Below are 23,744 nucleotides of genomic sequence, written 5' to 3' on the forward strand. Positions count from 1 at the left end.
CGAGGAGGCGGGTCTCGGGACCGACCCCGACGACGCGGACTCCGACGACGACGGCCTGAACGACGGCACCGAGGTCGGACTCGGGACGGACCCGCTGGACTCCGACACCGACGACGGCGGCGTGCTCGACGGCGCCGAGGTCGACCGCGGCACCGACCCGCTCGTCGCGGCCGACGACTTCCCCGTGGTCGACGCCGACCGCGACGACGACGGCCTGACCAACGACGAGGAGGCCGACCTCGGGACCGACCCCGACGACGCCGACTCCGACGACGACGGGTTGACCGACGGCACCGAGGTCGAGCTGGGCACCGACCCCCTCGACGCCGACACCGACGACGGCGGCGTGGACGACGGCCCCGAGGTCGACCGCGGCACCGACCCCCTCGACGGGACCGACGACCAGGAGGTCGTCGACGACGACCCGGACAACGACGGCCTCACCAACGACGAGGAGGCCGACCTGGGCACTGACCCCGACGACGCGGACTCCGACGACGACGGCCTCACCGACGGCCGCGAGGTCGGACTCGGGACCGACCCGCTCGACGCCGACACCGACGACGGCGGCGTCCTCGACGGCGCCGAGGTCGACCGGGGCACCGACCCGCTCGTGGCAGCCGACGACTTCCCCGTCGTCGACTCCGACCGCGACGACGACGGCCTGACCAACGACGAGGAAGCCGACCTCGGGACCGACCCCGACGACGCCGACACCGACGACGACGGCCTCACCGACGGCCGCGAGGTCGGACTCGGGACCGACCCGCTCGACCCCGACACCGACGACGGCGGCGTCCTCGACGGCGCCGAGGTCGACCGCGGCACCGACCCGCTCGTGGCAGCCGACGACCTGCCGGTCGTCGAGGACGATCCCGACAACGACGGGCTGACCAACGACGAGGAGGCCGAGCTGGGCACTGACCCAGACGACGCGGACTCCGACGACGACGGCCTCACCGACGGCGAGGAGGTCGAGCTGGGAACCGACCCGCTCGACGCCGACACCGACGACGGCGGCGTGGACGACGGCCCGGAGGTCGACCGCGGCACCGACCCGCTCGACGGGTCCGACGACCTGCCGGTCGTCGACGCGGACCGCGACGACGACGGCCTGACCAACGACGAGGAGGCCGACCTCGGGACCGACCCCGACGACGCCGACACCGACGACGACGGCCTGGACGACGGCGACGAGGTCGAGCTGGGCACCGACCCGACCGAGCCGGACAGCGACCGCGACGGACTGTCCGACGGCGAGGAGGTGGAGCTGGGGACCGACCCGCTGGACTCCGACTCCGACGACGGCGGCGTGCTCGACGGCGCCGAGGTCGACCGCGGGTCCGACCCTCTCGACCCCACCGACGACCAGCCGGTCGTCGACGCCGACCGGGACAACGACGGCCTGAGCAACGACGAGGAGGCCGAGCTGGGCACCGACCCCGACGACGCCGACTCCGACGACGACGGGTTGAACGACGGCACCGAGGTCGAGCTGGGCACCGACCCCCTGGACGCCGACACCGACGACGACGGCCTGGACGACGGCAGGGAGGTCGACGACCTGGGGACCGACCCGAACAAGCGCGACACCGACGGTGACGGTCTGACCGACGGAGCCGAGGTGAACGGGTCCCCGGGCTCGTGCGCGGGCGGCACCGACCCGCTGAAGGCCGACACCGACGGCGACCAGCTGTCGGACCGGCAGGAGGTCAAGGGCGTCGTGGTGAAGCAGACGGTGACCCGGGCCGGCGGCAGGACCAGTCAGATCGGTCGGGTCAGGACCGACCCGTGCCGCCGGGACACCGACCGTGACGGGCTGGGCGACCGGCTCGAGGTCACCGGCTACACGATCAACCAGCGGATCCAGGTCCGGGGCGGCACCTACTTCCTGGGCAAGCGGAGGAGCGACCCGACCAGGAAGGACACGGACGGCGACTCGCTGACCGACAAGCAGGAGCGGACCGGCAGCAAGAACACGAAGTTCAAGAAGCGCCGGACCGACCCGACCAACTACGACACCGACCGCGGGAAGGTCGGGGACGGGCAGGAGATCAAGAAGGGGTCCGACCCCGCGAACTCCCGTTCGACGCCGAAGAACCCGCGGCGCTGAGGCGAGGGCCGGCCGGACGGCCGACCGGACCGGGGCTGCACCCGGGCCGGTCGGCCGTCGTCGTGGGTCGGCCTTCTAGGCTCGGCGTCGTGAGCGCGACGTGACCGGGGGTGGCGGGCTGCGCCGCCTCCTGAAGGGCGGCGCCGGGGTCGCGGTGGCCATGGCGGTCCTGAACGTCACGACGTACGGCTTCACGATCCTCGCGGCCCGCCTCCTCGGTCCGGCGGAGTACAGCGCCGTCGCGGCCCTCATGGGCCTGCTGCTCGTCATCAACGTCGTCTCCCTCGGCCTGCAGGCCACCGGGGCGCGGCAGGTCGCCGCCGCTCCCGAGGCGCGCGAGGAGATCGAGGCCCGCATCCTGCGGGCCGGCCGCCGCTCCGGGCTCGTGCTGGCCCTGGTGTGCCTGCTGCTGGCCCCCGTCGTGACCCTGGTGCTCGACCTGTCGTCCCCGCTACCCGCCCTGCTCGTGGCGCTGGCCGCGGCGCCCCTCAGCCTGATGGGGGCCCAGGCCGGGGTCCTGCAGGGCGAGGAGCACTGGGGCCCCCTGTCGGCGATCTACGTCGCCGCGGGCACGGGACGGCTCGTGCTCGGAGGCCTGGGCCTGCTGCTCCTCGGAGACGCGACGGGCGCCATGGCCGGCGTGGCCGTCGGCGCCGTCGTCCCCGTCCTGGTCGGCTCCTGGGTGCTGCGCCGGCGGCGGTCCGCCCCGGTGGCGCGCTCCTCCACCCGGATGATCCTGCGGGAGGTCGCCCACAATTCCCACGCCCTGCTCGCGTTCTTCGCGCTCTCCAACGTCGACGTCGTCCTCGCCCGCGTCGTCCTCGACGCCGAGAACGCCGGGCTCTACGCCGGGGGGCTGATCCTCACGAAGGCCGTGCTGTTCCTGCCCCAGTTCGTGGTCGTCATCGCGTTCCCCCGCATGGCCTCGGGGGCCGACCGTTCCCGCGCGACCCGGTTGAGCCTGCTGGCGACGGCTCTCATCGGTGCGGTCGCCACCGCCGGCGCCGCGGTGCTCAGCGGCCTGGCCGTGGTGTTCGTCGGGGGCAGCGCCTACCGCGACATCGAGCCGCTGATCTGGGTGTTCGCGGCCGTCGGCACCCTGCTGGCGATGATCCAGATCCTCGTCTACCAGGTCGTCGCGGACCAGCACCGACGGGCGGTGCTCGTGGTGTGGGCCGGCCTGGTGGCGCTGCTGGCCGCGACCCCCCTGGCGGCCACGGAGCCGAGGCTGCTGCTGGCCGTGGCCGTCGTGGACGTGCTCGTCCTCGCCGGCCTGCTGGCGGCGACCCGGAGCCGGCGCTCGGACTCACCGGCTCCCGTCCCCGGCGTCGCCGAGACCTCGCGCTGAGCAGGCGCGGGCGTCAGTGGGCCGCGGCGTGCCAGCTCGCGCCGGTGCCCACCGAGACGTCCAACGGCACCGTGAGGTCCGCGGCGCCCGCCATCTGCTCCCGCACGAGCGCCTCGAGCTGCTCGGACTCCCCCGGTGCGACGTCCAGCACGAGCTCGTCGTGGACCTGGAGCAGCATCCGTGAGGCCAGTCCCGCCTCGCGGAGCGCGGCGTCCACCCGCAGCATGGCGACCTTGATCAGGTCGGCGGCCGAGCCCTGGATGGGCGCGTTGAGGGCCATCCGCTCGGCCATCTCGCGGCGCTGACGGTTGTCGCTCGACAGATCGGGCAGGTAGCGGCGGCGTCCGAGGATGGTCTCGGTGAAGCCGCTGCGGCGGGCCTCGTCGACGACGCCCGCGAGGTAGTCGCGGATGCCGCCGAAGGTCTCGAAGTACTCGTCCATCAGCCCGCGGGCCTCGGAGGTGTCGATGCGCAGCTGCTGGCTGAGCCCGTACGCGGACAGCCCGTAGGCCAGCCCGTAGTTCATCGCCTTGATCTTCGCCCGCATCTCCTGGGTGACCGCCTCGGCGTCGACGCCGAAGACACGAGCGGCGGTGACCGAGTGGAAGTCGTGGCCGGAACGGAAGGCCTCGATCAGCCCGGCGTCCTCCGAGAGGTGCGCCATGATCCGCATCTCGATCTGCGAGTAGTCCGCGGTCATGAGGGTCTCGAAGCCGGACCCGACGACGAACGCCTCGCGGATCCGTCGGCCCGCCTCGGTCCGCACGGGGATGTTCTGCAGGTTCGGGTCGGTGCTCGACAGCCGGCCGGTGGCCGCGATGAGCTGGTTGAAGGTGGTGTGGATGCGGCCGTCCTCGGCCACGGTCTTCAGCAGCCCCTCGACGGTCTGGCGCAGCCTGATCACGTCGCGGTGGGCGAGCAGGTGCTCGAGGAAGGGGTGCGGCGACTTCTCCTGCAGCGTCTTCAGCGCGTCGGCGTCGGTCGTGTAGCCGGTCTTGGTGCGCTTCGTCTTCGGCATGTTCAGCTCGTCGAACAGCACCACCTGCAGCTGCTTCGGCGAGCCGAGGTTGATCTCGCGCCCGATGACGTCGTACGCCGCCTGGGCCTGCTCGCGCACCCCCTCGCCGAACTGCGACTCCAGGTTCTCGAGGAGCTCGGTGTCGGCGGCGATGCCGACCTGCTCCATCCGGGCGAGCACGTCGATCAGGGGCAGCTCGACGTCGGCCAGCAGGCGCGTGCCGCCGCGCTCCTCCAGCTCGTCGTCCAGCGCCGCCGCCAGGTCCAGGACGGCACGGGCGTGCAGCATCGAGGTCTCCGCCGCCTCGGCGGACTCCTCGCCGTCCACGTCCAGCGCGAGCTGGCCGTCGTCGGTGGCGCCCTGCTTGAGCTCGCGCTTGAGGTAGCGGACCACCAGGTCGGCGAGGTCGTAGGAGCGCTGGTCGGGCCGCGCCAGGTACGCCGAGAGGGCGGTGTCGCGCTCCAGCCCCGCCAGCGGCCAGCCGCGGGCGGCGAGGGCGAGCATCGGGCCCTTCGCGTCGTGCAGCACCACCGGCACGGCGGGGTCGCCCAGCCAGGAGGCCAGGGCCTCGTCGTCGGCCGGGTCGAGGCCCACCACGTCGACGTGGGCGGCGGCCCCCTGCTCGGTCGCCAGCGCGAGGCCGGTGACCTCCCCGGTGCCGCGGCCCCAGGTGCCCTCCACGATCACCCCGGTGCGGGCACCGGTCCGGCCGTGGGAGTCGAGCCAGGCAGCCACCTCGCCGGTGCCGAGCCGGGCGCCGGAGAGGTCGAAGCCGGAGTCGTCGATCTCCTCGGCCGAGGTGAGGGTCTCGAAGAGACGGTCGCGCAGCACCCGGAACTCCAGGCTGTCGAACACCGTGTGGACCGCCTGGCGGTCCCAGGGTCGCATCGCGAGCTCGCTGGGCTGCAGCTCGAGGTCGAGGTCGACCACGAGGGCGTTCAGCTCACGGTTGCGCATCACCAGGTCGAGGTGGGCGCGCAGCGACTCCCCCTTCTTGCCGGTGATCTCGTCCGCGCGGGCGATGACGTTCTCCAGGCCGTCGTAGGCGTTGATCCACTTCGCGGCGTACCCCTGGCCGACGCCGGGCACGCCGGGCAGGTTGTCGGAGGTCTCCCCCACCAGCGCCGCCAGCTCGGGGTAGCGCCCGGGCGGGACGCCGTACTTCTCCTCGACCGCGGCCGGGGTCATGCGCTTCATCTCCGACACTCCGCGCATCGGGTAGATCACGGTCGTGTGCTCGTCGACGAGCTGGAAGGAGTCACGGTCGCCGGTGCAGATCAGCACCTCGAAGTCGTCGGCCCGCGCCTGGGTCGCGAGCGTGCCGATCACGTCGTCGGCCTCGAACCCCGGCTTCTCGAGGTACGGCACGTTCAGGGCGTCGAGGACCTCCTTGATGAGGGACACCTGCCCGTTGAACTCCGACGGCGAGGACGACCGGTTGGCCTTGTAGTCGGCGTACGCCTCGGCGCGGAAGGTCTGCCGGGACACGTCGAACGCGACCGCGAGGTGCGTCGGCTCCTCGTCGCGCAGGACGTTGATGAGCATGGAGGTGAAGCCGTAGACGGCGTTGGTGTGCTGGCCCGTCGTCGTCGAGAAGTTCTCGACCGGGAGCGCGAAGAACGCCCGGTAGGCCATCGAGTGCCCGTCGACGAGCAGCAGCCGGGGGCGGGGGACGACGGGGCCTGCGGTCGCGGTCGGGCTCACGTCCCGACTCTGCCACAGCGCACCGACGTCGGTCCCCCGGCGTCGGACCGCCCCGGGGGTGCCATCATGACCGCGTGTTCCCCGGGGTCGGCACGCTCGTGAACGTCGTCGCGGTGCTCGTCGGCTCGACCGTCGGGGCGCTCGCCGGCGACCGGCTGCCCGAGCGGACCCGGACCGTCGTCACCGACGGGCTGGGGCTGGTGACGCTGCTCATCGCGGCCTCCTCGGCCGTCGCCGTGTCCGACCCGGTGCTCGCCGCCGCGGTGGGGGACGCGGCCCCGACGCTGATCGTCCTGGGCGCCGTCCTGCTCGGAGGGATCACCGGGTCGCTCCTGCGCCTCGAGGACCGGCTCGAGGACCTCGGCGCGATGCTGCAGCGGGTGCTGGTCCGCCGCGGCGGCACGGAGGGGGCGGCGGACGAGGCGCGGGTGCGCTTCGTCCAGGGGTTCGTCGTGGCGTCCCTGGTCTTCTGCGTCGGCCCGCTGACGATCCTCGGCTCGATCGAGGAGGGCCTCGGGGGCGGCGCGGAGCAGCTGCTGCTCAAGTCGGCGCTCGACCTGTTCGCCTCCGTGGCCTTCGCCGCGGCGTTCGGCTGGGGCGTCGCCGCCTCCGTCGTCTCGCTCGTGGTGGTGCAGGGCGGCCTGACCCTGCTGGGCGCCACCCTCGGCGACGTCGTCCCCGACGCGCAGCTGGCGGCCATGACCGCCACCGGCGGGCTGCTCCTCGTCGGGGTGGCCCTGCGGCTGCTCGACCTGAAGCAGGTGAAGGTGGCCGACCTGCTGCCGTCGCTGCTCGTCGCCCCCCTGCTGGTGTGGGCTGTCTCGGCCCTCTGAGGCGCCCCGCGGACCCCCCAAGGTCACAAGCTCGCATCTCCCGCGTCTCGGGGCGTCCCACCAGCCCGTTCTGTCGCTAGAGTCCCGTCTGCCATGCCGCCCCTCACCCCTCGGGCGACGAATCGGAGGAACCCTTGCGCTCCCTACTGTTCCGGCCTCCTCGCCGCCTCCTCGGAGCGGTCGGAGTCCTCGTGATCGCGGTGCTCGCGCTGCTCGCGCCGGCCGCGGCCACCGCCGCCGCACCGCTGCCCACGGCGGACGCCGGCAGCGTCTGCCAGGTCCCCGAGCGCGACGAGGCCGACGCCTCCATCTACATCACCGGGTGCCTCCGCGACCTCCGCGAGGACCCTCCGACCCCGGTGCCCGGCGTCGCGATCACGCTGAGCGACGCGGAGGGCAACGAGCTCGCCGCGGCGGAGTCCGACGAGAACGGCGCCTTCGCGGTCGCGATCCCCGGCGACCCCATCTCGGCGCTCGGCCAGCAGTTCGTCGTGGCCGTCGACGAGGAGTCGCTCCCCGAGGGCTCGGGCCTGCGGAACCCCGACGACGTCGAGCAGACGATCACCGTCAACACCGACGCCGACCAGTCGGTCGCCTTCCCCATCGGCGACCCGCTGCCGGAGTCCGCGGGCGGCCTGACGCTGGCCCTCCAGCTCACGGTCGGCGGCCTCGTCTTCTCCTCGCTGCTCGCGATGGCAGCCCTCGGCCTGTCGATGATCTTCGGCACCACCGGGCTGACGAACTTCTCGCACGGCGAGCTCATCACCTTCGGCGCGGTCGTCGCGCTCGCGGTCGACCGGCTGCCCGGCCAGATCGCGATCGGCGGGCTGAACATCACCGTCATCGTCGGCGTCCTGGTGGCCTTCGTCGTCTCCGCGGCGTTCGGCTGGCTGAACGACGCCGCCCTGTGGCGTCCGCTGCGCAAGCGCGGCACCGGCATCATCGCGATGATGATCGTCAGCATCGGTCTGTCGATCTTCCTGCGCAATGTGTTCCAGTACGTCGCCGGAGCGCAGAGCCAGAACTACTCGCAGTACTCCGCGGTCACCCCGATCCAGGTCGGGCCCGTGCAGGTCACGCTGAAGGAGATCGCGGTCTTCCTGATCGCGGTCGCGGTGCTGCTCGGCACCACCGCGTTCCTGAAGTACACGCGCACCGGGAAGGCGACCCGCGCGGTCGCCGACAACCCGGCGCTGTCCGCGGCGACCGGCATCAACGTGGAGCGGGTCATCTCGATCGTCTGGATCGGGGGCGCCGCCCTCGCAGGCCTCGCGGGTGCGCTGCTCGGCGTCACCCAGGGCTTCGACTACCAGATCGGCTTCAAGCTCCTGCTGCTCGTCTTCGCGGCCGTCGTCCTCGGCGGTCTCGGCACCATCTGGGGCGCCATCGTCGGCGCCTTCATCATCGGCACGTTCACCGAGCTCACCACCCTGTTCGTCCCCGCGGAGTTCAAGTTCGTGGGTGCGCTGCTGGTGCTGATCCTGGTGCTGCTGGTCCGACCGCAGGGTCTGCTGGGCCGCGCCCAGCGGGTCGGCTGAGGAAAGGGACACGCACATGGACTTCGTGGCCATCCTGGGCAGCGCCATCCAACAGGCGTTCGGGCCCACCGCCGTCATCTACTGCCTGGCCGCCATCGGCCTCAACGTGCACTTCGGCTACACCGGCCTGCTGAACTTCGGCCAGGCCGGCTTCATGATGGTGGCGGGCTACTCGATCGCCTGCGCCGTCACCATCTTCGCGACCTCGCTGTGGGTGGGCGTCGTCGTCGGGCTCCTGCTGGCCGCGCTGCTGGCGCTGGCGCTCGGCGTACCGACGCTGAGGCTGAGGGCCGACTACCTGGCGATCGTGACCATCGCGAGCGCGGAGATCATCCGGCAGACCGTCGCCGCGGCGTCGTTCTCGGAGTACTTCGGCGGCCAGGACGGCGTCACCGACTTCATCTCGGGCTTCCGCGACGCCAACCCCTACTCCGGCTCGGTCGGGATCCCCGGCCTGTTCCGCTGGAGCGCCTTCGACATCTGGGTCATGACGGTCGGGTGGCTCCTCGTGGCGCTCAGCTGCCTCGTGGTCTTCCTGCTGATGCGCAGCCCCTGGGGCCGGGTGCTCAAGTCGATCCGCGAGGACGAGAACGCCGTCCGCTCTCTCGGCAAGAACGTGTACGCCTACAAGATGCAGGCCCTCGTCATCGGCGGCATCTTCGGTGCGCTGGCCGGCTTCATGGTCTCGCTGCGGTCCGCCGCCGTCGGGCCGTCGTTCTTCGCCACCGACGTGACCTTCTTCGCCTACACCGTGCTGCTGATCGGCGGCGCGGCCCGCGTGATGGGACCGGTCGTCGGCGCCATCATCTTCTGGTTCCTGATCACCGCCCTCGGCGGGTTCTTCAGCCAGGCGACCGCCGGGGCGGACCCGCTGATCCCCGAGGCCATCATGGACCCCAACCAGGCCAGCCTGATGCGCTTCATCTTCCTGGGCCTTGGACTGATGTTGCTGATGATCTTCCGACCACAGGGGATCTTCGGCGACCGGAGGGAGCTGGCCATCGATGCCCGCTGAGACAGAGCCGAGCCTGGCCAAGGCCACGCCCCGCAGCGACGCCGCGCGTGCGGCGCTCGTCGACGTCGAGCACGAGCCCGGCGCGAAGAAGCCGGACCCGATCCTCGTGGCGCACGGCATCCGGCGCCAGTTCGGCGGCCTGACGGCCGTCGACGTGGAGCACGTCGAGATCCAGCGGGGCGTCATCACCGCGCTCATCGGTCCGAACGGTGCCGGCAAGACGACGTTCTTCAACCTGCTCACCGGCTTCGACCGCCCCAACGAGGGCACGTGGTCCTTCAAGGGCACCACGCTCGACAAGGTGCCGGCGTACAAGGTGGCGCGACTGGGCATGGTGCGCACCTTCCAGCTCACGAAGGTGCTCTCCCGCCTGACCGTCATCGAGAACATGCGGGTCGGCGCGACCGACCAGCGCGGCGAGGGTCTGCTGAGCGCCATGTTCTCGTGGTTGTGGCGCGGCCAGGAGGAGACGAACACCGTCAAGGCCGACGAGCTGCTCGAGCGCTTCCTGCTGCACAAGAAGCGCGAGGACTTCGCCGGCTCGCTGTCGGGCGGTCAGCGCAAGCTGCTCGAGATGGCGCGCGCCCTGATGGCGGACCCCGAGCTCGTCATGCTCGACGAGCCGATGGCGGGCGTGAACCCGGCCCTGAAGCAGTCGCTGCTGGGCCACGTGAAGTCGCTGCGCGAGGAGGGCCGCTCGGTCCTGTTCGTCGAGCACGACATGGACATGGTCCGCGACATCTCCGACTGGGTCATCGTGATGGCGCAGGGCAAGGTGGTTGCCGAGGGGCCGCCGGACCGGGTCATGAGCGACCAGCGCGTCATCGACGCCTACCTGGGCTCGCACCACGACCAGGACCTCAGCGAGGACATGGAGGAGACGATCCTCGCCGAGGCCCAGGCCGAGATCGACGCCGAGCACACCGAGGAGAAGTCGTGAGCGACACCACCGTCACCGAGGGCAGCGCCACCGACGGCGTGCCCGCGGCCGACCGCAGCGAGCACCTCGGCGCGGCCGACGGCGCGATCCTGCGGGCCGACGAGCTGATCGCGGGCTACCTGCCCGGGGTCAACATCCTCAACGGCGCCGACCTGTACTGCCACGAGGGCGAGCTCGTCGGGATCATCGGCCCCAACGGCGCCGGCAAGTCGACGCTGCTGAAGGCGCTGTTCGGGCTGGTCCGCATCAAGACCGGCACGGTGACGCTCAAGGGCGACGACATCACCAACGCCCGCGCCGACGTGCTGGTCTCGAAGGGCATCGGGTTCGTCCCCCAGACGAACAACGTGTTCCCGTCGCTGACCATCCAGGAGAACCTGGAGATGGGGTCCTTCCAGCGGCCCTCGTCGTTCAGGAAGCGGTTCGAGTTCGTCGGCGACCTGTTCCCGGCGCTCATCGACCGCAAGGCCCAGCGGGCCGGGTCGCTGTCCGGCGGCGAGCGCCAGATGGTCGCCATGGGCCGCGCCCTCATGATGGAGCCGTCGGTCCTGCTGCTGGACGAGCCCTCCGCGGGCCTGTCCCCCGTGCTGCAGGACGAGGTCTTCGTCCAGACCCGTCGCATCAACCGCGCCGGCGTCTCGGTGGTCATGGTCGAGCAGAACGCCAAGCGCTGCCTGCAGATCTGCGACCGCGGTTACGTCCTCGACCAGGGCCGCAACGCCTACACCGGCACCGGCCGCTCCCTGGCGAACGACCCCAAGGTCATCCAGCTCTACCTGGGCACGCTCGGCGAGGCCTGAGCCGCACGACACCGTCCGCTCCGCCCCCGCGCCGTCCCCGGTGCGGGGGCGGTGGTGCGTCCGGGGGTGGGCCCGGGCTGACTCGGGCCGACTCGGGCCGACTTCCCAGGGTAGGCAGTGACGTCGGCACCTACCGTGTGACATTGCGCGTGGTGAGTGCGCAGGTCACCACCTACCCTGGGAAGTCGGCACACCCCGGGCTCGCGGCCACCGGGCGCTCCGGGTCGGTCACGCCGCGGCGAGGCCGAGGGCGCGGCGGACGCGGGCGACCAGGGCCGTCGGGTGCTCCAGGTCGGCCCAGACGACACGGATGACGGTCCAGCCGGTGAGCTCGCGGATCCGGTCCTCCCGTCGCTTCTCCGCGACCAGGACGTCCGCGACGGACTGACCGGGCCTGAGCAGCCGGCCGTACTTCACGAGGCCGTCGAACTCGAGGACGACGCCGTGCTCGGGCCAGGCCAGGTCGCAGTACGCACGGAAGTCACTGTCGGGGTCGACGACCTCGTGCTGCAGCACCGGCGTCGGCAGGCCCTGACCCCACAGGATCCAGCGCAGCCGTGACTCCCCCACGCTCTCCGCGGCACCGTCGGCCAGTCGGACGGCGACGCTGAGCTTGTGACGGTCCGGCCACCGCTCCATCGCCACCCAGGTACGACCCAGGTCCGCGCGCGTCGCGAACCCCGCGTGCAACAGGGCGTCGGCGGTCGGCAGGAAGGTGGCGGGCGTCCCCAGGATCCCGGTCTCGATCGCCGCCCGCGTCGGGCCCACGCACGGCACCCCTCCGGCCTCGACGACGTCACCCGGGTCCAGTCTTCCCACGTGGTGGGTGACGTCGGCCTGCCGGCGACCGGGTACGTCGTCGACGCGAGTCAGGTGCACCCGGTCGAGCGGGACGCCCCAGACGGGGAGTCCGTGCAACAGCGCGGCGGAGACGTGACTCGCGACCGCTTCCCCTCCGAGCCGGTGGATCACCGCCCGCAGTCGCAGCAGGTGGCGACCCTCCGCGTCGAGGGCGCGCCACCGTGACGTCCTGGTGTACGTCCCGTGCCGGAAGCGTGTGAGCCGTTCCGCCCGTCGCTCGGCGGTGAGCACCTTGTCGGTCACGCCGAGGTCGAGCGCCTCGGCACGCGTGGCGAATCCCTGACGGTCGATGAGGGCGAGGAGCAGCTCCATGACCGCAGGGTCGCCCGGGACGGCCACCAGGCGCGACGTCCCGTCCCCGGGCTGGGGAGAACCCGTCGCGGCCCGCACCTGTGGACATGATCCGGCCGGTCGCCGCACGGCAGCCGTGGGCCGGCTTCCCAGGTGAGGCAGTGAGGTCGGCACCTACCGCGTTGAATTCGGCGAGGTCGGTGCCGACATCGCCACTCACCCTGGGAAGTCGTCCCCAGCCCCGTCCAGTCCCAGCCCCGTCCGGACCCGGCCGCACGGGGAGCCGACCCGGGCCAGGACGCACGGGAGCCCCCGGCCGCGTGGCGGCCGGGGGCTCCGGTGGTGGTGCGGGTGCTACGAGAGCGAGATCAGCTGGTCTCGGGGACGACACCGGAGACGGTGTCGATGCGCTCGTAGGTGTTGCCGTCGTACTCGTTGATGCCGTACGTGCCGGCGACGAGGCTGCCGGAGTCGGTCATGTCGGTCGGACCCGACTTGCCGTCGTAGTCGATGTCCTCGCCGTCCTCGAGGAGCTGAGCGCACTCCTCGAACTCGGTGCACTTCGTGCCCTCGCGGGTGATGTTGACGATCTCCGAACCGATGGCCTCACCGGAGTCGTTGCCGGCCGCGATGGCCGCCAGCGCGGAGATGACGACGGCGTCGTAGGACTCGGCGCCGTAGGTCAGGTCGTCGACGTCGGGGTTCTCCCGCAGACGGTCCTCGAAGTCGGGGTCCGGCTCGGCGGCACCGGGCGCGGTGCCCTTGACGCCGGTCAGGTCGAAGTTCTCGGCCGAGTAGTCCGCCAGGTTGCCGTCCACGAAGTAGATCGGGATGTCCTGGGGGCCGATCCCCTTGGAGATGAGCTGCGGGATGATCTTGGTGGTCTCGTTGAAGGACACCATGACCAGGGCGTCGGGCTCGGAGGCCGCGATCTGGTTCACCTCGGCCGTGAAGTTCTGGGCGTCGGCGGCGTAGAGGACGAAGTCCGCGACGGAGGCGCCCTTCTCCTCGACGACCTCCTGGACACGCTCGGAGAGGCCCTCGCCGTAGAAGTCCTGGCGGCCCATGATGGCGACGTTGGAGGCGCCGTCCTCGACCACGAGGTTCGCGAGGATCTCGCCCTGCAGCACGTCGGACGGGGCGGTGCGGAAGTAGAGCCCGCCGTCGTCGTAGGTGTCGAAGCCCGCGGCGGTGTTCGCCGGCGAGAACTGGACGACGCCCGCGCCGGTGATCTTGTCGATCACGGAGACGGACACGCCGGAGGCGGCGGCACCGATGATGGTGTCGACGTCCTCGGCGAGCAGGTTGTCGACCTCGGCGCCCGCGATGTCGGGGGTGCCGTCACCGGAGTCGGCCTTGATGCCGACGACGTCCTGGCCGAGCACACCGCCGGCCGCGTTGATGTCCTCGATCGCGAGGTCGACGCCCTGGAACTCCGGGGGGCCGAGGAACGCGAGGTCACCGGTCTGGGGCAGCAGCGAGCCGACGGTGAAGACCCCGTCGCCCTCGGGGAAGTCGCCACCCGAGGCCTCCGAGGACTCCTCCGAGCCGGAGCCGGACGTCTCGCCGCCGTCGGAGGAGTCGTCCTCCGCACCGCACGCGGTCATGATCAGGGCCGCAACGGCAAGGGGGGCGCCATAGCGGATGGCGCGGGATCTGCGGGTCATGTGGCCTCCGGCTCACTAGGTCGACAACCCGGGCGGAACCACCCGCCGGGCAGGGTGCTGCGGGAGGAAAGTAGCGTTCTCCGGCCCCATCGAGGAGTCACGGGCAGGTCACAGTTACGCCTGTTGCCGAACCGTGACCTGACCTCACCCCTCGGCGATCCCCGGACCGTGCTCGACGACGCCCTCGGCGACCTGTCGCATCGACAGCCGGAGGTCCATCGCGGTCTTCTGGATCCACCGGAAGGCGTCCGGCTCGCTGAGCCCGAGCGACTCCGACAGCACCCCCTTCGCCCGCTCGACCGCCTTGCGGGCGGCCAGCTGCTCGTCGCGGGCGGCGACCTCGGACTCGAGCGCCGCGATCTCGGCGTACCGGCTCAGCGCCATCTCGATCGCGGGCACCAGGTCGGAGGCCCCGAAGGGCTTCACGAGGTACGACATCGCGCCGGCGTCGCGGGCGCGCTCCACCAGGTCGCGCTGCGAGAACGCGGTGAGGATGACGACCGGGGCGATCCTGGCCTCCGCGATCGCCGCCGCGGCGCTGATGCCGTCGAGCACGGGCATCTTCACGTCGAGGACGACGAGGTCGGGGCGGAGCTCGTGGGCCAGCTCGACGGCCCGCTGGCCGTCGGCGGCCTCGCCGACGACGTCGTACCCCTCCTCGGCGAGCATCTCGGCGAGGTCCATGCGGATCAGGGCCTCGTCCTCGGCGATCACGACCCGGGGGCGCGTCGACCCACCGGACTCTGCTCTGGTCACGCGATCAGGCTAGTCACCGCGCCGGGCGGCCGCGGGGCCCGGTAGCGTGCGCCCCGCGCCGGCCCCGGTATCCCAACGGCAGAGGAAGCGGTCTCAAACACCGTCCAGTGTGGGTTCGAATCCCACCCGGGGCACCCTCAGGTGCGACGCTGGTACGCCGGGGCCGCCTCGTTGATCGCGTCGCCCATCCGGTGGATGCGCAGCGCGTTGGTGGACCCGGGGATGCCGGGCGGGCTCCCGGCGATGATCACCACGAGGTCGCCCTCGACGACCCGACCGATGCGCAGGAGCTGCTCGTCGACCTGGCGGACCATCTCGTCGGTGTGCTCCACCGCGGCGGTGCGGAACGTCTCGACCCCCCACGTCATGGCCAGCTGGGATCGCACCCGGTCCTCCGGCGTGAACGCCAGCGTCGGGGTGGTCCCCCGCAGGCGGGACAGCCGCCGCGCGGAGTCGCCGCTCTGGGTGAAGGCGACGAGGTACTTGGCGCCGATCCGCTCGGCCACCTCGGCGGCCGCCTTCGCGATGACGCCGCCGCGGGTGTGCGGGTTCCACTCGATCGTCTTCATGCTGTCGCGGCCGTGCTCCTCGGCGGCGCCGACGATGCGGGCCATCGTCTCGACCGTGTGCACGGGGTACTCCCCCACGCTCGTCTCGCCGGAGAGCATCACGGCGTCCGCGCCGTCGAGGACGGCGTTCGCGACGTCGTTGGTCTCCGCGCGGGTCGGGGCGGGGCTGCTGATCATCGACTCGAGCATCTGCGTGGCCACGATGACCGGCTTGGCGTTGCGGCGGGCCTTGTCGATGACCCGCTTCTGCAGGAACGGCACCTCCTCGAGGGGGCACTCCACGCCCAGGTCGCCGCGGGCGACCATGAAGGCGTCGAAGGCGTCGACGACCGCGTCGAGGTTCTCGATGGCCTGGGGCTTCTCGATCTTCGCCACGATCGGGAGCCACACCTGCTCCTCGTCCATGATCGCGCGGACGTCGTCGGCGTCCGCCGCGTCGCGCACGAAGCTGAGGGCGATGAAGTCGACGCCCATGCGCAGCGCGAAGCGCAGGTCCTCGACGTCCTTCTCGCTCAGCGCGGGCACGGAGACGGCGACCCCGGGCAGGTTGATGCCCTTGTGGTTGCTGACCGGGCCCCCGACGAGCACCTCGCAGCGCACGTCGGTGCCGTCGACGACCTCGAGCACCCGCAGCCGGACGCGACCGTCGTCGATGAGGATCGGGTCGCCGGTGGCCACGTCGCCCGGCAGGCCGGCGTACGTCGTCCCGCCGATCTCGGCGTCGCCGGGGACCTCGCGGGTGGTGATGGTCCACTCCTGGCCGCGGTGCAGGGTCACCGGGCCGTCGGCGATGGTCGACAACCGGATCTTGGGGCCCTGCAGGTCGGCGAGGATCGCGACGCCGTGCCCGCTGGCGTCGGCGGCCTCGCGGACCAGCCGGTAGCTCTCGCGGTGGTCGGCGTGGGTGCCGTGGCTCATGTTGAGCCGGGCGACGTCCATCCCGGCGTACACGAGCTCACGGATCCGGCGCTCGCTCGAGGTGGCCGGGCCGAGGGTGCAGACGATCTTGGCTCTACGCACCCTGCGACCTTACCGGTTTGAACGTTCAAACCGGTAAGGCCCAGGTCGACGGACGGGTGAACGGCGTCAGACGGTGAGGGGGCGCTCCGAGGCCTTGATCGGGGCAGGGAGGTTGGTCGACCCGGTGAGGTACTCGTCGACCGCTGCGGCCGCCGCACGACCCTCGGCGATGGCCCAGACGATGAGCGACTGCCCGCGACCGGCGTCCCCGGCCACGAACACGCCGGGCACCGACGAGGCGTACGTGTCGTCACGCCGCACGTTGCCCCGGTCGTCGAGCTCGACCCCCAGGCCGGGGACCAGCTCGCCCTGCTCGGGCCCGGTGAAGCCCATGGCCAGCAGCACCAGCTGGGCCGGGATCTCCCGCGCGGAACCCTCGACCTCCTCGAAGCGGCCGTCGCGCATCTCGACCTCGACGAGGCGCAGGCCCCGCACGTGGCCGTCGTCGTCGCCGAGGAACTCGCTCGTCGACACCGCGTAGACCCGGTCGCCGCCCTCCTCGTGCGCCGAGGAGACCTTGTAGGTCATCGGGTACGTCGGCCACGGCTGCGCGTCGGGACGCTCCTCCGCGGGCCGCGGCATGATCTCGAGCTGGGTGATCGACGCCGCCCCCTGGCGGATCGACGTGCCGAGGCAGTCGGCGCCGGTGTCGCCGCCGCCGATGATGACGACGTCCTTGCCCTCGGCGGTGATCTGGTCGGGCACGTCCTCGCCCAGCGCGGCGCGGTTGCCCTGCGGCAGAAACTCCATCGCCTGGTGGATGCCGCCCAGCTCGCGGCCGGGGGCCGGCAGGTCGCGGCCGATCGTGGACCCGATGGCGAGGACGACGGCGTCGTAGCGGTGCCGCAGGTCCTCGGCGCTCAGGTCGACGCCGACCTCGACGCCGGCGCGGAAGACCGTGCCCTCGCGGCGCATCTGGTCGAGGCGCTTGTCGAGGTGGCGCTTCTCCATCTTGAACTCGGGGATGCCGTAGCGCAGCAGGCCGCCGATCTTCTCGGCGCGCTCGTAGACCGCCACGGTGTGGCCGGCCCGGGTGAGCTGCTGGGCCGCCGCGAGGCCGGCCGGACCGGAGCCGATGACGGCGACCGTGCGCCCCGAGAGCCACTCCGGGGGCTGCGGACGGACCGCGCCGGACTCCCAGGCCCGGTCGATGATGGTGACCTCGACGTTCTTGATGGTCACCGGGTCCTGGTTGATGCCCAGGACGCAGGCGGTCTCGCACGGCGCGGGGCACAGCCGCCCGGTGAACTCCGGGAAGTTGTTCGTCGCGTGCAGCCGCTCGATCGCGCCGTCCCAGTCGTCGCGCCAGACCAGGTCGTTCCACTCCGGGATGATGTTGCCCAGCGGGCAGCCCTGGTGGCAGAACGGGATGCCGCAGTCCATGCAGCGTCCGGCCTGCTCGGTGATGATCGGCAGCAGGGCCCGACCCGGGGAGCCCGGGTAGACCTCGTTCCAGTCGTTCTTCCGCTCCTCGACGGGGCGACGGTCAGCGACCTCGCGACCTGCCTTGAGGAAGCCCTTCGGGTCAGCCATGCAACGCCTCCATCATCCGCTCGGCGGTCTGCTGCTCGTCGAGGCCCTCGGCCTCGGCGGCGGCCTGCGCGTCCAGCACTGTCCGGAACTCGGTGGGGACCACCTCGGTGAACCGCTCGAGGGCGGCGGGCCAGTCGGCCAGCAGCTCGGCGGCCACGTCGGAGCCGGTCTCCTCGTGGTGACGGCGCACCAGGCCCTCGAGCTCCTCGGCCGCGTCGTCGACGACGGGCCCGAGCTCGACCTGGCCGCCCTCGAGCGCCTGGATGTTCATCCGGCCGCGGTCGAGGTCGAGGATCCAGGCGACGCCGCCGGACATGCCGGCGGCGACGTTGCGGCCCGTGGCGCCCAGGATCACGACCCGGCCGCCCGTCATGTACTCCAGGGCGTGGTCGCCGACCTCCTCGACCACCGCGAGGGCGCCGGAGTTGCGGACGCAGAACCGCTCACCCACGCCGCCGCGGATGAAGATCTCGCCGGAGGTGGCGCCGTACCCGATGACGTTGCCGGCGATGATCTGCCGACGCGCGTCGAACGTCGCCGCACGGTCGGGCCGGACGACGACCCGGCCGCCGCACAAGCCCTTGCCGACGTAGTCGTTGGCGTCGCCCTCGAGCCGCAGCGTGATGCCGGACGTCACGAAGGCGCCGAACGACTGGCCCGCCGAGCCGGTCAGGGTGAGGTCGATCGTGCCGTCGGGCAGGCCCTCGCCGCGGTACCGCTTGGTCACCTCGTGGCTCAGGATCGTGCCCACGGTGCGGTTGACGTTGCGGATCGCCAGCTGGGCCCGCACGGGCTCACGGCGCTCCAGGGCGGGCTCGGCGAGGCGGACGAGCTCGTTGTCGAGCGCCGCCTCGAGGCCGTGGTCCTGGGTCGTCGTACGACGCAGCGAGGCGCCCTCCGGCAGCTCCGGGCGGTGCAGCACCGGCGCCAGGTCGAGCCCGGCGGCCTTCCAGTGCTCCACCGCGCGACGGGTGTCGAGGGACTCCACGTGGCCGATCGCCTCGTCGAGCGTGCGGAAGCCGAGCGCGGCGAGGTACTCGCGCACCTCCTCGGCGACGTACTCGAAGAAGGTGACGACGAAGTCGGCCTTGCCGGAGTAGCGCTGGCGCAGCACGGGGTTCTGCGTCGCCACGCCCACGGGGCAGGTGTCGAGGTGGCAGACCCGCATCATGATGCAGCCCGAGACCACCAGCGGCGCGGTGGCGAAGCCGAACTCCTCCGCGCCGAGGAGCGCCGCCACGACGACGTCGCGGCCCGTCTTCATCTGCCCGTCGGCCTGGACGACGATGCGGTCGCGCAGCCCGTTGAGCAGCAGCGTCTGCTGGGTCTCGGCGAGGCCGAGCTCCCAGGGTCCGCCGGCGTGCTTCAGCGAGGTGAGCGGCGCCGCGCCCGTGCCGCCGTCGTGCCCGGAGATCAGGACGACGTCCGCGTGGGCCTTCGAGACGCCCGCCGCGACCGTGCCGACGCCGACCTCCGCGACCAGCTTCACGTGGACCCTCGCCTCGGGGTTCGCGTTCTTCAGGTCGTGGATGAGCTGGGCGAGGTCCTCGATGGAGTAGATGTCGTGGTGCGGCGGGGGCGAGATGAGCCCCACGCCCGGGGTGGAGTGCCGGGTCTTGGCCACCCACGGGTAGACCTTGTGGCCCGGCAGCTGGCCGCCCTCGCCGGGCTTCGCGCCCTGCGCCATCTTGATCTGGATGTCGTCGGCGTTGGTCAGGTACTCCGCGGTGACGCCGAAGCGGCCCGAGGCGACCTGCTTGATCGAGCTGCGGCGGGTCGGGTCGTAGAGCCGGTCGGCGTCCTCGCCGCCCTCGCCGGTGTTGGACTTGCCGCCGAGGCGGTTCATCGCGATCGCCAGGGTCTCGTGGGCCTCGCCGCTGATCGAGCCGTAGCTCATGGCGCCGGTCGAGAACCGCTTGACGATCTCGCTGACCGGCTCGACCTCGTCGATCGGGACGGGCTGGCGGCCGAGCTCCTCGGCGTCGCGCAGCGCGAACAGGCCGCGCAGCGTCATCAGCCGGGCGGACTGGCCGTCGACCTTCTCGGTGTACTGCTTGAACACGTCGTACCGGCCCTGGCGGGTGGCGTGCTGCAGCCGGAAGACGGTGTCGGGGTCGAACAGGTGGGGCTCGCCGTCGCGGCGCCACTGGTACTCGCCGCCGACGAGGAGCTCCCGGTGCGCCGGGGCGATGCCGCCGCGCGGGTACGCCGAGGCGTGACGGGCGGCGACCTCCTGGGCGATGACGTCGAGGTCGATGCCACCGAGCTTGGAGGTGGTGCCGGTGAAGTAGCGGTCGACCACGGCCTGGCTCAGGCCGACGGCCTCGAAGATCTGCGCGCCCGTGTACGACGCCACCGTGGAGACGCCCATCTTCGACATCACCTTGAGCACGCCCTTGCCGAGCGCCTTCACGAGGTTGGCCACGGCGTCCTCGGCCTCGGCGGTGACGTAGTAGCGCTCGCGGGCGAGGTCCTCGACGGTCTCCATCGCGAGGTACGGGTTGACCGCGGCCGCCCCGTACCCGACGAGCAGGGCGACGTGGTGGACCTCGCGGACGTCGCCGGCCTCGACGAGCAGCCCGACCTGGGTGCGGGTCTTCTCGCGGACCAGGTGGTGGTGGATGGCGCCCGTCAGCAGCAGCGACGGGATCGGCGCGAGCTCACGGGTGGAGTGCCGGTCGGAGAGCACGAGGACGCGGGCGCCCCCGGCGATCGCCTCGGACACCTCCGCGCACAGCTCGTCCAGCCGCGCCGCGAGGGCCTCGCCGCCGCCCTCGACGTCGTACAGGCCGCGGACGATGTGGACCTGGAAGCCCGGCATGTCGCCGTCGCGGTTGATGTGACGGATCTTGGCCAGGTCGTCGTTGTCGATGACCGGGAACGGCAGGACCACCTGGCGGCACGACGCCGGGGTCGGCTCGAGGAGGTTGGCCTCGGGGCCGATCGAGCCGTGCAGGGAGGTGACGAGCTCCTCGCGGATGGCGTCCAGCGGCGGGTTCGTGACCTGGGCGAAGAGCTGGCTGAAGTAGTCGAAGACCAGACGGGGCTTGGTCGACAGCGCCGCGATGGGCGTGTCGGTGCCCATCGAGCCGATCGGCTCGGCGGCCGTGTTCGCCATCGGGGTCAGCAGGACCCGCAGCTCCTCCTCGGTGTAGCCGAAGATCTGCTGGCGCCGGGTGACCGAGGCGTGCGTGTGGACGATGTGCTCGCGCTGCGGGACGTCGTCCAGGTGGAGCATGCCGCCGTGCAGCCACTCGTCGTACGGGTGCTCGGCGGCGAGGTCCGCCTTGATCTCCTCGTCCTCGATGATGCGGTGCTCGTCGGTGTCGACGAGGAACATCCGGCCCGGCTGCAGGCGGCCCTTGCGGACGATGCTCGCGGGGTCGAGGTCGAGGACGCCGACCTCGGAGGCCAGGACGACGAGGCCGTCGTCGGTGACCCAGTAGCGGGAGGGGCGCAGGCCGTTGCGGTCGAGCACGGCGCCGATCTGCGAGCCGTCGGTGAAGACGACGCAGGCGGGGCCGTCCCAGGGCTCCATCATCGTGGAGTGGAACTCGTAGAACGACCGGAGCGCGGGGTCCATCTCCCGGTGGTTCTCCCACGCCTCGGGGATCATCATCAGCACCGAGTGCGGCAGCGAGCGACCGCCGAGGTGCAGCAGCTCGAGGACCTCGTCGAACGACGCGGAGTCCGAGGCGCCCGGCGTGCAGATCGGGAAGAGGCGCTCCAGGTCGCCGCCCAGCAGCTCGGACTCGAGGAGGGCCTCGCGGGCGCGCATCCAGTTGCGGTTGCCCATCACGGTGTTGATCTCGCCGTTGTGGGCGATGAACCGGAACGGGTGCGCCAGCGGCCAGCTCGGGAACGTGTTCGTCGAGAAGCGCGAGTGGACGACGGCCAGGGCCGAGGCGACCCGCTCGTCGCGGAGGTCGGTGAAGAAGCCGTCGAGCTGCTCGGTGGTGAGCATGCCCTTGTAGACCAGCGTGCGCGACGACAGCGACGGGAAGTAGACGCCGGTCTCGGCCTCCGCGCGCTTGCGCAGGCAGAAGGCCATGCGCTCCAGGGCCATCCCGGTCACGGTGGAGCCGGCGCCGCCGACGAAGAGCTGGCGGAACGTCGGCATCACGCCGAGGGCGATCGAGCCGAGCTCGGCGGACTCGACGGGCACGTCGCGCCACCCGAGGACGGTGAGGCCCTCCTCGGAGGCGAGCTCCTCGATGCGGGTCTGGGCCTTCGCCACCTCCTCGGCGTCGCCGGGCAGGAACGCCGTGCCGACGGCGTACGTGCGGGCGGCGGGGAGGGTGAAGTCGACGACCTCGCGCAGGAAGGCGTCCGGCACCTGCATGAGCAGGCCCGCGCCGTCCCCGGAGTTCACCTCGGCGCCGGCAGCGCCGCGGTGGTCCAGGTTGCGCAGGGCGGTCAGCGCCTGCTGGACCACCTCGTGCCCGGCCTCGCCGGACATGCGCGCCACGAACGCGACGCCGCAGGCGTCGTGCTCGCGTGCGGGGTCGTACAGGCCCTGGGCCGCGGGGAGGTCCCCGCGGAACGAGCTCGGAGAAGAGGACGGCTGGTGCACGTGGCAGGCCTCCCGTGTCGACGGACGCCAGAGCGCCCGAGTCGGTGGGTCAGGCGGGCAGGGGACAGCGTTGGCCCCAGCGCCTTCGCGAAGATTATCAGTGAGCGGCGACACCTCCACCCCCGCGAGGCAGCGCTGAGACTCCGTCGTGCCGACTCGACCCCGTACGGCTGCGCAGATCTGCCGACTCGGCTTCAGTCCTTGGTCTCGGGCTCCCCCGCGTCGGCCTTCTCGTCGGCCTTCTCGTCGGCCTTCTCGTCGGCCTCTGCGTCCGCCTTCGCCCCCGACTCCGGGGTCGCGGACGCCGCGACGCGGGCGAGGTGGGCGTCGGTGTAGATCGGCTCGGGCTGGGCCGGGGGGTGGCTGCGGGTCCAGAGCAGGTACGCCGCGGCGAGGGCGAAGACGACGATCGAGGTCCAGACGTTGAGGCGCAGGCCGGCGACGTCGTTCATCTGGACGTCGTCGATGCGGAGCATCTCGATCCAGCCGCGGCCCGCGGTGTAGACCATGACGTACGCCGCGACGAGGCGGCCGCGGCCCATGCGGAACCGGCGGTCGAGCACGAGGAGCAGCGCGACGCCGGCCAGGCTCCACAGCGACTCGTAGAGGAACGTGGGGTGGAAGGTCGTGCCGGGCTCGAACGTCTGCCCCGACGGCCAGTTCGCGGGGTCGATCTCGAGGCCCCAGGGCAGGTCGGTCGGGCGGCCGTAGAGCTCCTGGTTGAACCAGTTGCCCCACCGACCGACCGCCTGGCCGAGCAGCACCCCGGGGGCGAGGACGTCCATCACGGGCGCGACCCGCATGCCCGCGCGGCGGGCGCCGATGTAGGCGCCGAGGGCGCCGAGGGCGATGGCGCCCCAGATGCCGAGACCGCCGTTCCAGACGTAGAGGGCGGTGACCGGGTCGCGGCCCTCGCCGAAGTAGAGCTGGTAGTCGGTGACGACGTGGTAGAGCCGGCCCCCGACGAGACCGAACGGGACCGCCCACAGCGCGATGTCGCTGATCTCGCCGCGGGTGCCTCCGCGGGCGGCCCAGCGGCGCTCGGAGAGCCAGATCGCCAGCACGACGCCCAGCACGATCGAGAGCGCGTAGCCGCGGATCGGCAGCGGGCCCAGCTCCCAGACGCCGGTCGAGGGGCTGGGGATGGTCAGCAGGTCGATCACGG

The 23,744-nt window shown here is 71.9% G+C and carries 14 protein-coding genes, 1 tRNA gene and 1 pseudogene; 8 read left to right on the forward strand and 8 right to left on the reverse strand.

Features of this window, described 5'->3' with window-relative positions; genetic code table 11:
* Window positions 1-2,113: pseudogene (locus tag Q0858_RS18425) on the forward strand (hypothetical protein); the annotation flags it as partial.
* Between the two features lie 100 nt (window positions 2,114-2,213).
* Window positions 2,214-3,461: an oligosaccharide flippase family protein gene (locus Q0858_RS18430; protein ID WP_299057591.1), complete on the forward strand. Its 1,248-nt coding sequence runs from the start codon at window positions 2,214-2,216 to the stop codon at window positions 3,459-3,461.
* A gap of 13 nt (window positions 3,462-3,474) precedes the next feature.
* Here the strand turns inward: Q0858_RS18430 and polA are convergent, their stop codons facing one another.
* Entirely contained in the window at window positions 3,475-6,183 is a 2,709-nt protein-coding gene (gene polA, locus Q0858_RS18435; protein WP_299057593.1) for a DNA polymerase I, read from the reverse strand.
* A gap of 74 nt (window positions 6,184-6,257) precedes the next feature.
* Between polA and Q0858_RS18440 the strand changes: the two genes are divergently transcribed.
* The 5 genes from Q0858_RS18440 (at window position 6,258) to Q0858_RS18460 (ending at window position 11,309) form a co-directional block, all read left to right on the forward strand.
* A complete protein-coding gene (locus Q0858_RS18440) occupies window positions 6,258-7,016 on the forward strand; it encodes a DUF554 domain-containing protein (protein ID WP_299057596.1) in 759 nt (252 codons plus the stop codon).
* A gap of 191 nt (window positions 7,017-7,207) precedes the next feature.
* Window positions 7,208-8,554, forward strand: coding sequence for a branched-chain amino acid ABC transporter permease (locus Q0858_RS18445; protein WP_299057598.1), 1,347 nt, complete (start codon window positions 7,208-7,210; stop codon window positions 8,552-8,554).
* A 16-nt stretch (window positions 8,555-8,570) separates the two neighbouring features.
* Window positions 8,571-9,569, forward strand: a complete 999-nt coding sequence (locus Q0858_RS18450; RefSeq protein ID WP_299057600.1) for a branched-chain amino acid ABC transporter permease — start codon at window positions 8,571-8,573, stop codon at window positions 9,567-9,569.
* Window positions 9,559-10,509 carry an ABC transporter ATP-binding protein gene (locus Q0858_RS18455; RefSeq protein ID WP_299057602.1) on the forward strand — a complete coding sequence of 317 codons (951 nt, stop codon included), beginning with the start codon at window positions 9,559-9,561 and terminating at the stop codon, window positions 10,507-10,509. Before Q0858_RS18450 ends, Q0858_RS18455 begins: the two co-directional genes overlap by 11 nt.
* Window positions 10,506-11,309 carry an ABC transporter ATP-binding protein gene (locus tag Q0858_RS18460; protein ID WP_299057604.1) on the forward strand — a complete coding sequence of 268 codons (804 nt, stop codon included), beginning with the start codon at window positions 10,506-10,508 and terminating at the stop codon, window positions 11,307-11,309. Before Q0858_RS18455 ends, Q0858_RS18460 begins: the two co-directional genes overlap by 4 nt.
* A 228-nt stretch (window positions 11,310-11,537) precedes the next feature.
* On the opposite strand, the gene Q0858_RS18465 is transcribed toward Q0858_RS18460, so the two are convergent.
* The 3 genes from Q0858_RS18465 to Q0858_RS18475 all read right to left on the reverse strand — a co-directional run bounded on the left by Q0858_RS18465 (window position 11,538) and on the right by Q0858_RS18475 (window position 14,884).
* Entirely contained in the window at window positions 11,538-12,482 is a 945-nt protein-coding gene (locus tag Q0858_RS18465) for a hypothetical protein (protein ID WP_299057606.1), read from the reverse strand.
* A 347-nt stretch (window positions 12,483-12,829) separates the two neighbouring features.
* Entirely contained in the window at window positions 12,830-14,068 is a 1,239-nt protein-coding gene (locus Q0858_RS18470; RefSeq protein ID WP_299057608.1) for an ABC transporter substrate-binding protein, read from the reverse strand.
* Window positions 14,069-14,272: 204 nt separating this feature from the next.
* Window positions 14,273-14,884, reverse strand: coding sequence for a response regulator (locus tag Q0858_RS18475; RefSeq protein WP_299057610.1), 612 nt, complete (start codon window positions 14,882-14,884; stop codon window positions 14,273-14,275).
* A gap of 61 nt (window positions 14,885-14,945) precedes the next feature.
* On the opposite strand from Q0858_RS18475, the gene Q0858_RS18480 reads away from it, so the two are divergent.
* Window positions 14,946-15,018, forward strand: a tRNA-Leu gene (locus Q0858_RS18480).
* 3 nt (window positions 15,019-15,021) lie between these two features.
* Here the strand turns inward: Q0858_RS18480 and pyk are convergent.
* The 4 genes from pyk to lgt form a co-directional block, all read right to left on the reverse strand.
* Window positions 15,022-16,473, reverse strand: a complete 1,452-nt coding sequence (gene pyk / locus Q0858_RS18485; RefSeq protein ID WP_299057612.1) for a pyruvate kinase — start codon at window positions 16,471-16,473, stop codon at window positions 15,022-15,024.
* Window positions 16,474-16,539: 66 nt separating this feature from the next.
* Window positions 16,540-18,006, reverse strand: a complete 1,467-nt coding sequence (locus Q0858_RS18490) for a glutamate synthase subunit beta (protein WP_299057614.1) — start codon at window positions 18,004-18,006, stop codon at window positions 16,540-16,542.
* Window positions 17,999-22,579, reverse strand: coding sequence for a glutamate synthase large subunit (gene gltB, locus Q0858_RS18495; protein ID WP_299057616.1), 4,581 nt, complete (start codon window positions 22,577-22,579; stop codon window positions 17,999-18,001). The genes Q0858_RS18490 and gltB overlap by 8 nt, the downstream gene beginning before the upstream one ends.
* 194 nt (window positions 22,580-22,773) lie before the next feature.
* A complete protein-coding gene (gene lgt / locus Q0858_RS18500) occupies window positions 22,774-23,742 on the reverse strand; it encodes a prolipoprotein diacylglyceryl transferase (RefSeq protein WP_299057617.1) in 969 nt (322 codons plus the stop codon).
* Window positions 23,743-23,744: the final 2 nt, after the last annotated feature.

Source organism: uncultured Nocardioides sp. (assembly GCF_947489365.1).
Classification (GTDB): domain Bacteria; phylum Actinomycetota; class Actinomycetes; order Propionibacteriales; family Nocardioidaceae; genus Nocardioides.